This is a genomic window from Nitrospirota bacterium (assembly GCA_013388455.1).
Taxonomy (GTDB): Bacteria; Nitrospirota; Thermodesulfovibrionia; order Thermodesulfovibrionales; family SM23-35; genus JACAFF01.
In genome coordinates this window covers 44,619-51,415 of record JACAFF010000023.1, presented here as the reverse complement: position 1 = coordinate 51,415, position 6,797 = coordinate 44,619, and the positions used below count along the sequence as shown (strand labels likewise).

7 protein-coding genes are annotated in these 6,797 nt (G+C 34.1%); 3 read left to right on the top strand and 4 right to left on the bottom strand.

The genetic code is table 11. The annotated features are described in order from the left end of the window. Positions 1-177: 177 nt before the first annotated feature. Complete coding sequence (locus tag HXY53_05940; protein NWF76099.1) at positions 178-786, top strand: hypothetical protein; 609 nt, start codon at positions 178-180, stop codon at positions 784-786. A 19-nt stretch (positions 787-805) separates the two neighbouring features. Here HXY53_05940 and HXY53_05935 read toward each other — a convergent pair whose 3' ends face one another. After that, positions 806-1,756: a hypothetical protein gene (locus HXY53_05935; GenBank protein NWF76098.1), complete on the bottom strand. Its 951-nt coding sequence runs from the start codon at positions 1,754-1,756 to the stop codon at positions 806-808. Positions 1,757-1,843: 87 nt separating this feature from the next. Between HXY53_05935 and HXY53_05930 the strand changes: the two genes are divergently transcribed. Both HXY53_05930 and rpsT read left to right on the top strand, forming a co-directional pair. Beyond that, positions 1,844-2,335 carry a hypothetical protein gene (locus HXY53_05930; GenBank protein ID NWF76097.1) on the top strand — a complete coding sequence of 164 codons (492 nt, stop codon included), beginning with the start codon at positions 1,844-1,846 and terminating at the stop codon, positions 2,333-2,335. 112 nt (positions 2,336-2,447) lie between these two features. Next, positions 2,448-2,705 (top strand): 30S ribosomal protein S20, encoded by a 258-nt coding sequence (gene rpsT, locus HXY53_05925; protein ID NWF76096.1) that lies wholly within the window; start codon positions 2,448-2,450, stop codon positions 2,703-2,705. Here the strand turns inward: rpsT and holA are convergent. From holA to HXY53_05910, 3 genes are all read right to left on the bottom strand, one after another. Continuing rightward, entirely contained in the window at positions 2,683-3,582 is a 900-nt protein-coding gene (gene holA, locus HXY53_05920) for a DNA polymerase III subunit delta (GenBank protein ID NWF76095.1), read from the bottom strand. The two genes, rpsT and holA, sit on opposite strands and share 23 nt — an antisense overlap. Before the next feature lie 18 nt (positions 3,583-3,600). Further along, complete coding sequence (locus tag HXY53_05915; GenBank protein NWF76094.1) at positions 3,601-4,035, bottom strand: hypothetical protein; 435 nt, start codon at positions 4,033-4,035, stop codon at positions 3,601-3,603. Positions 4,036-4,168: 133 nt separating this feature from the next. Next, entirely contained in the window at positions 4,169-6,640 is a 2,472-nt protein-coding gene (locus HXY53_05910; protein ID NWF76093.1) for a leucine--tRNA ligase, read from the bottom strand. Positions 6,641-6,797 lie beyond the last annotated feature (157 nt).

Sequence of the window (6,797 nt, the reverse complement as noted above, 5' to 3'; positions counted from 1 at the left end):
TGCTGATTATATGATCTTTTATAATACTCAGAGACCACATAAGTCTTTGGGATTAAAAAGCCCTGTAGAGTATTTGATTGAAAATGGAGAAATGTCGCAAAAGTCTTTAACTTATACAATCCATTGACATTGTTTTAAAAAGATAGTAGATTACTATTAAAAAACAAAGGGTTGGCTATGAGGAGAATCATTTCTATTGCTATTCTCTGTTGTGTTTTATCCTTTTCCCTTGTGAATTGTGCTACTACAACAAACAACCTCAATAATAATGAAAAAAATACAGCATTACGCACTTTTACAGGAGGTGTTATTGGCGTTCTGGTTGAAGGAAATACTATGGGCGCTATTGCTGGAGCTTTTGTGGGAGATGTTGTTCTTGAACTTTTCATTAAACATAAAGAAAAACCTGCAGAACCGATTGATATTGAAGAAGAAGCAAGAAAAAAAGAAAAAATACAAAGGGCTGCTAAGCTCTTTATAGAAGAATTGATAGTTGAACCACAAAAAGTAAAAAATGGCTCTTTCATAGAAGCTAATGTTAGATATTCTGTATATGTTCTTACACCAGCCGAGCATATTACAATTACTGAAAAGTTAACACTTTTAAACACTACTAAAGAAATGGAAGTGGTAAATCGTGAAGTTGTAAGATCGGAAGGTGAGCATATATTAAAAATAAAGTTCATTGTGCCCGATGATATACCAAAAGGTGATTATACCGTTCTAACTACTATTTCAATGGGGAATTATGCCAAAAGGGCAAAATCTTTTATAAAAATTATTTAGTTAGATATTAATTATAAAGTTAACACTTCTCAATCTCTTCAATAATCGCTGCAGCTAATAGGGGAAACATAATCTCATGATGACCTGTTAATGCATAAGCTGCACCTTTTTTAAGAGTGGGCCTTCTTAGAATATTCTCTCGCGGTCTATAATGCTGGATAAAATCCATATTTACTGTAGTAATATTTTCTATCTTATATCCAAGATTTCTTGCGATATTAAGTGCTTTTAAAAAAACTTCTGGCATAATGACTGAGGAGCCAAAATTTATATATACCCCTCCTTCAAGGTCTGTTATAACAGAAGTAAAAAGTTTGAAGTCCCTGAAACTTGTTTCACCTATCGCTGCACCATAAGCTTCGGGATGCATATGAATGATATCTGTACCAATTGCAACATGTACGGTCGCTGGAATGTTAATAGCATAGGCACTGGCAAAAATACTTTTTTCCTTATATTGCAATTTGCTTTTATATATCATCCTACCAACGGATCTCCCGATCCCTTCTCCTTTTTTATATCCTTCTCTTATAGCCTTATTTAGATATTTTCCAGTCTCTTCTGACATACCGAACATTCCTTTACACAATTCCTTTTCTACATCTTCTGAAGTATGCCCGACAAATGCAAGTTCAAAATCATGAATAATACATGCACCGTTTGTTGCCAAAGCAGTTATGATCCCTCTATGCATAAGATCTATAATCAATGGTGAAAGACCTACTTTAATAGGATGCGCTCCCATTCCCAGAATAACCGGCCTTTTTTCGTTATTAGCTCTAACGATTGCTTTGACAACGTCCTTAAAATTTCTCGCAGCAAGATAATCTGGAAGATTTGCAATAAATTTTGCGAAAGTATCCCCTTTTGAATGAAGTCTCGCGAAAGAATCAATTGAAACCTTGCTCTTTCTTTTAAATAATGAGGAGGTGTTTACTTCCTTTAAAGAGAGAATTTCATATTTTTTCATCAATTACATATTACCATAAAAAATTCCTGTGCACATGAAAAAACATAATAATTGAAATATCATGGCGAATACTTATAATGTATATATATGTCTAAAGGTACAAATTATAATTTTATTGTTGGCACAAAAAATATCGGCCACTCGAAATTTTATCATGTGATTCTCATAAAAGGTTCAGATTCATATTCCTCCAAAGAAAAAACTTTACAATTTTTTCAAAAGTATCAGCTTGTCAAGTATTCTCGAATTTCTATAAGAGAATCTTTACAACCTACACATCCAGATTTTTGGGAAAAGATCGAAAAAGCTATTCACAAAAATCATCACATATTAAATGAACTTATTAAAGAACTCGAGGGAGAAGGTATCGTTACAATAAAAGATCTGGCGACAATGCCACAGGGTTATAAATCCAGTATGCTACACACAATCACACATATTGTTGATGGTTTTTTCGGAATCGATACCTATTTTTATAATCTTGAAGAAGATTCCCACTGGATTTCTATGGAATTAAAGGAGGAAATAAAGCAAAATCCTGATGTATATTGGCTTTTCAGTATTGAAGCCCAAATTTAAATATACCTCATTTATATTGCTTTTTTTAGTATTTTTATGGTAATTTTATAATCATTTTTTAGGAGGATTGATAGTGCCAGCTAAATCAAAAGTGAAAAAGAATCTTTCTGCTATGAAAAGGGCAAGGCAGGCTGAAAAACGCGCTCTCCGAAACAGAACAGTGCGTAGTTCTATTAAAACCGCTATTAAGAAGATCGAAGCATCAGTATCTACTGGTAAAAGGGATGACGCAAGGAAAGCACTTATTGAAGCTATAAAAAAATTGAAAAGTGCTGCATCAAAAGGTGTGATACATAAAAATACTGCTTCCAGAAAAATATCAAGGCTTACCAGAAAAGTAAATGCTCTTACTGAAGCTGGAGCAGCTTAACAAAAAGATACTCCATAGGAAAATTTCTTCCTGAACTTTTAATATCAATATCTACTTTGTTGAGGATTTCGAATGCCCTCACAAAGTATTCATTATTTTTTGTTCCGCCTGAATCTTGTACTTGAAGCCCGTAGTGCCAGTTCAATGCACCGATGAGGTTGTAATCATCGATCATATATTTAAGTGTTCTATATATATTAAAAACCTTTTCCGTATCCTTATTCTTTATTGCATCAATTAGGTTAAAAACATTATACGTCCTTCCTCCAGCAATAATATCAGAAATATCATCTATATGTATTATTTCTTTACCCAGCATAGAAATTTTTTCTATCTCTGCTGATAGAAGACCAAGGTCTTGCCCAATAATACCGATAAGATAATCAATAGCTTCATCAGATATTTCTATTCTGTTAATCTTTGCTTTCTGTTTTATCCAGAATGGAATTTCATTTTCTTTTATATCAAGAGATATAGATTTGAAAATATTGATTCTCTCTCTGAGCTCTCTCTTAAGTATTCCATTATGGACAATAATAAAAACCGAATCCTGCATTGGATTATTCATGTAAGCATTTAATTTCTCAAAATCTTTTTTAGACAGTTTCTGGAAATTCATTAATGAGATCGTAAACCTTCTTCGTCCAAAAAAAGAGTGAGTATTTAAAACATTCAAAAGATCATCAAGAGTATGCCTTTGTTCATCATCAGAAATAAAATTAAAGATATGGAGATTAAAATCACGTTCATCCTCAGGCAAAATCCTTTTTATTGCCTCTATAGCTTCCCTCTGAAGAAATGACTCAGAAGTATATATCACATATACAGATTCTAATAGACCTTTTTCTATCTCTTTTAAAAATGTCTTATAACTCATCTTAATGATTATTTAATGCTATTCCTTTTTGCTATAAAAAAGAATACCAGTAATCTCCATCGCCATATCTTCTATCGCCTTTTCTGAAGCAATCTCTTTTGATGCAACAAGCTCTTCAAGTCGGCCGGATCCCGAAAAAGACAAAATAAAAGGAGAACCAATATCCTTATACTCCCTGCTACTCTCTGAAGGACTTTGAAGTGTAAAATCACCCTTTATAATAACTTCATATTCTGATGCGATATCAGACTTTTCTGAAAGTATACGCATTTCAAATGTATTAATTACCCCGCTCAGTTTCAATTCTGCATCTTGCCTTACTTCTACCCCATGTTTCAGAAACTCTTTCACTAATGCCTTGTAAAGCCTGTCCTGAAGTTTAGGTTCAAAAGTTCTATTTTCGATCTTATCGATTTTAATTGAATTAAATGGCAAAGAAACTTTTCCATACAATTTATATCCACATCCAGACAAAGTTAACAGCAAAAAGTACATGGTGAATAAAAAAATAACTGAAAATAGCATTTTCACCAGAACATACCTTTCTTTCGGAGAGTAATAAGCCACTATTTTATTTAAAGGATTTTTATTCACCAACAACAATATTTACTAATTTTCCTCTTACAACAATAATTTTCTTTATTGTTTTTTTCTCAATAATCTTCCTGATCTTTGCGTCATCCAAAGCTACCTTTTTTAAAACGTCTTCAGTAAGACCATATGGGACCATAATCTTTGACCTTACTTTGCCATTGACTTGAATCACAAATTCTAATAAATCTTCACGTGCCTCATCTTCATTCCATTCAGGCCATTTTTGATCAAATATACTGGGTTTGTTACCTATTGCTTCCCACAGTTCTTCCGCGATGTGTGGAGAAAATGGAGATAGCAGAAGCAATGTTTTTTCTATTGAAAATCTGATTGCCATCATATCGTCTTCAGATTCAGGTTGAAATGAAGCTATCTCATTGACGAGTTCCATTAATCCAGCAATAGCTGTATTGAAATGATATTCACGTTCTATATCATGCGTAACTTTTTTAATAGTCTGGTGTGTCTTACGATAAAGGCGCCGGGCATCAAATGTAAATTCTGAGAAGTTTTGTCCTATTTTCTGATTTTTGAATTCTAAGCTATAATTTATAAACTTATACACTATACCCCATAACTTGTGTAAAAACCTGTATGCACCTTCTACTCCCTTATCCGACCAATCAAGATCTTTCTCAGGAGGAGCTGCGAATAGAGCGAATAAACGTGAGGTATCAGCGCCATATCGTTCAATAAGATAATTTGGATCAACAACATTCCCTTTTGATTTGGACATTTTTGCACCATCTTTAATAACCATGCCCTGAGTAAGTAAATTCTGAAAAGGCTCACTAATATTGATAAGCCCAAGGTCGCGTAAGACCCTTGTAAAAAACCTGGAATATAGGAGATGCAGGACTGCATGTTCAACCCCACCGATATACTGGTCAACAGGCATCCAGTATTTGAATTCAGAGTCTTCGGCACGAAGTTCAGTTAAAAGGTTAATATCGCCCTTGTTAAAACAATAACGTATAAAATACCATGATGAATCGACGAATGTATCCATGGTATCTGTTTCACGCCTCGCTTTTCCACCGCATTTAGGACAGTCAGTTTTTAAAAATTTTTCAGATTCTGCAAGAGGTGAACCGCCCTTCCCTGTAAATCTAACGTCTTCTGGAAGAATTACCGGCAAATCACTTTCAGGAACTGGGACCATACCGCATTGTTCACAATAAATAATGGGTATTGGCGTTCCCCAGTATCTCTGCCTCGATATGCCCCAATCTCTCAATTTATAATTCACTACACCTTTCCCTATTCCCTTTTCTTCTATAAATTTTATAATTTCATTTTTAGCAACATCACTCTTCATGCCTGTAAATATGCCTGAATCAACAAGCAAACCTTCACCTTCATAAGCTTCTGATAATTCTGAAAGTGACAAGGAAGAATAATTGAAGGGAGTAATAACAACTTTTATGGGCAAATTATACTTCTTTGCAAAATCAAAGTCTCGCTGATCATGTGCCGGGACAGACATAATCGCACCAGTTCCATATTCCATGATTACAAAATTAGCTACATAAATCGGTATTCTCTCTTCATTCAAAGGGTTAATTGCATAATAACCTGTAGGGATACCTATCTTCTCATCCTCTTTCCCATATTTTGCTTTTATCTCGTCAAGTCTGGTTTTTTGCCTCACCATCTGTTCAGCTAAAGGATGTTCAGGGGCAATACACATGAAAGTAACGCCGAATAATGTATCAGGCCTTGTAGTAAATATCCTCAGCTTTTCTTTCATACCTTCAATAGGAAAATCAACTTCAACGCCTTCGCCTTTTCCAATCCAGTTTTTCTGCATTATAACAACTCTTTCAGGCCATCCGCTTAATTCTTCACAACCCTGAAGCAGTTCTTCTGCATAATTAGTAATACGAAAAAACCACTGTTCGAGTTTTTTCTGTACGACATTGTTATCACATCTCCAGCATTTATCATCAATAACCTGTTCATTAGCAAGAACAGTTGAACACGAAGAGCACCAATTAACATAAGAAAATTTTTTATATACAAGACCTTTCTCCATCATTTTCAGAAAAAACCACTGATTCCATTTATAGTATTCTGCTTTGCATGTTGTGACTTCCCTTTCCCAGTCATAGCCGAGTCCCATCCGTATAAGCTGTTGTTTCATATGCTTAATGTTATTATATGTCCATTCTGAAGGATGTATCCCATGTTTAATTGCTGCATTTTCTGCTGGGAGACCAAATGCATCCCATCCCATGGGGTGTAAAACATCATAACCCCTCATTCTTTTATATCTTGCAATAACATCTCCTATAGAATAATTTCTCACATGCCCCATGTGTATTTCACCGGAAGGATAAGGAAACATCTCAAGGCAGTAAAATTTTTTCCCAGTCGGATTCGCTTTTGTTTTATATATATTATTGTCCTCCCAGAATTTCTGCCATTTAAGTTCTATATTTTTAGGATCATATCTTTCTTTCACTATTATGTCCTCCTATAACCAGTTATAACATCCTGAAAAAAATCAACAAAATCAAAATTTATTGACTTGTTCTGGGTAACATAAAAAGACATTTTCTCAACATCCTGCTAAAAATTATAAGACATATATAAAATGTTTACGAACGTTATTATAACAA

Bases quoted from the DNA above. Each gene is read 5' to 3' on its own strand.
- HXY53_05930 (NWF76097.1), top strand. From the start codon at position 1,844: ATGTCTAAAGGTACAAATTATAATTTTATTGTTGGCACAAAAAATATC.
- HXY53_05935 (NWF76098.1), bottom strand. From the start codon at position 1,756: ATGAAAAAATATGAAATTCTCTCTTTAAAGGAAGTAAACACCTCCTCA.
- holA (NWF76095.1), bottom strand. From the start codon at position 3,582: ATGAGTTATAAGACATTTTTAAAAGAGATAGAAAAAGGTCTATTAGAA.
- HXY53_05940 (NWF76099.1), top strand. From the start codon at position 178: ATGAGGAGAATCATTTCTATTGCTATTCTCTGTTGTGTTTTATCCTTT.
- rpsT (NWF76096.1), top strand. From the start codon at position 2,448: ATGAAAAGGGCAAGGCAGGCTGAAAAACGCGCTCTCCGAAACAGAACA.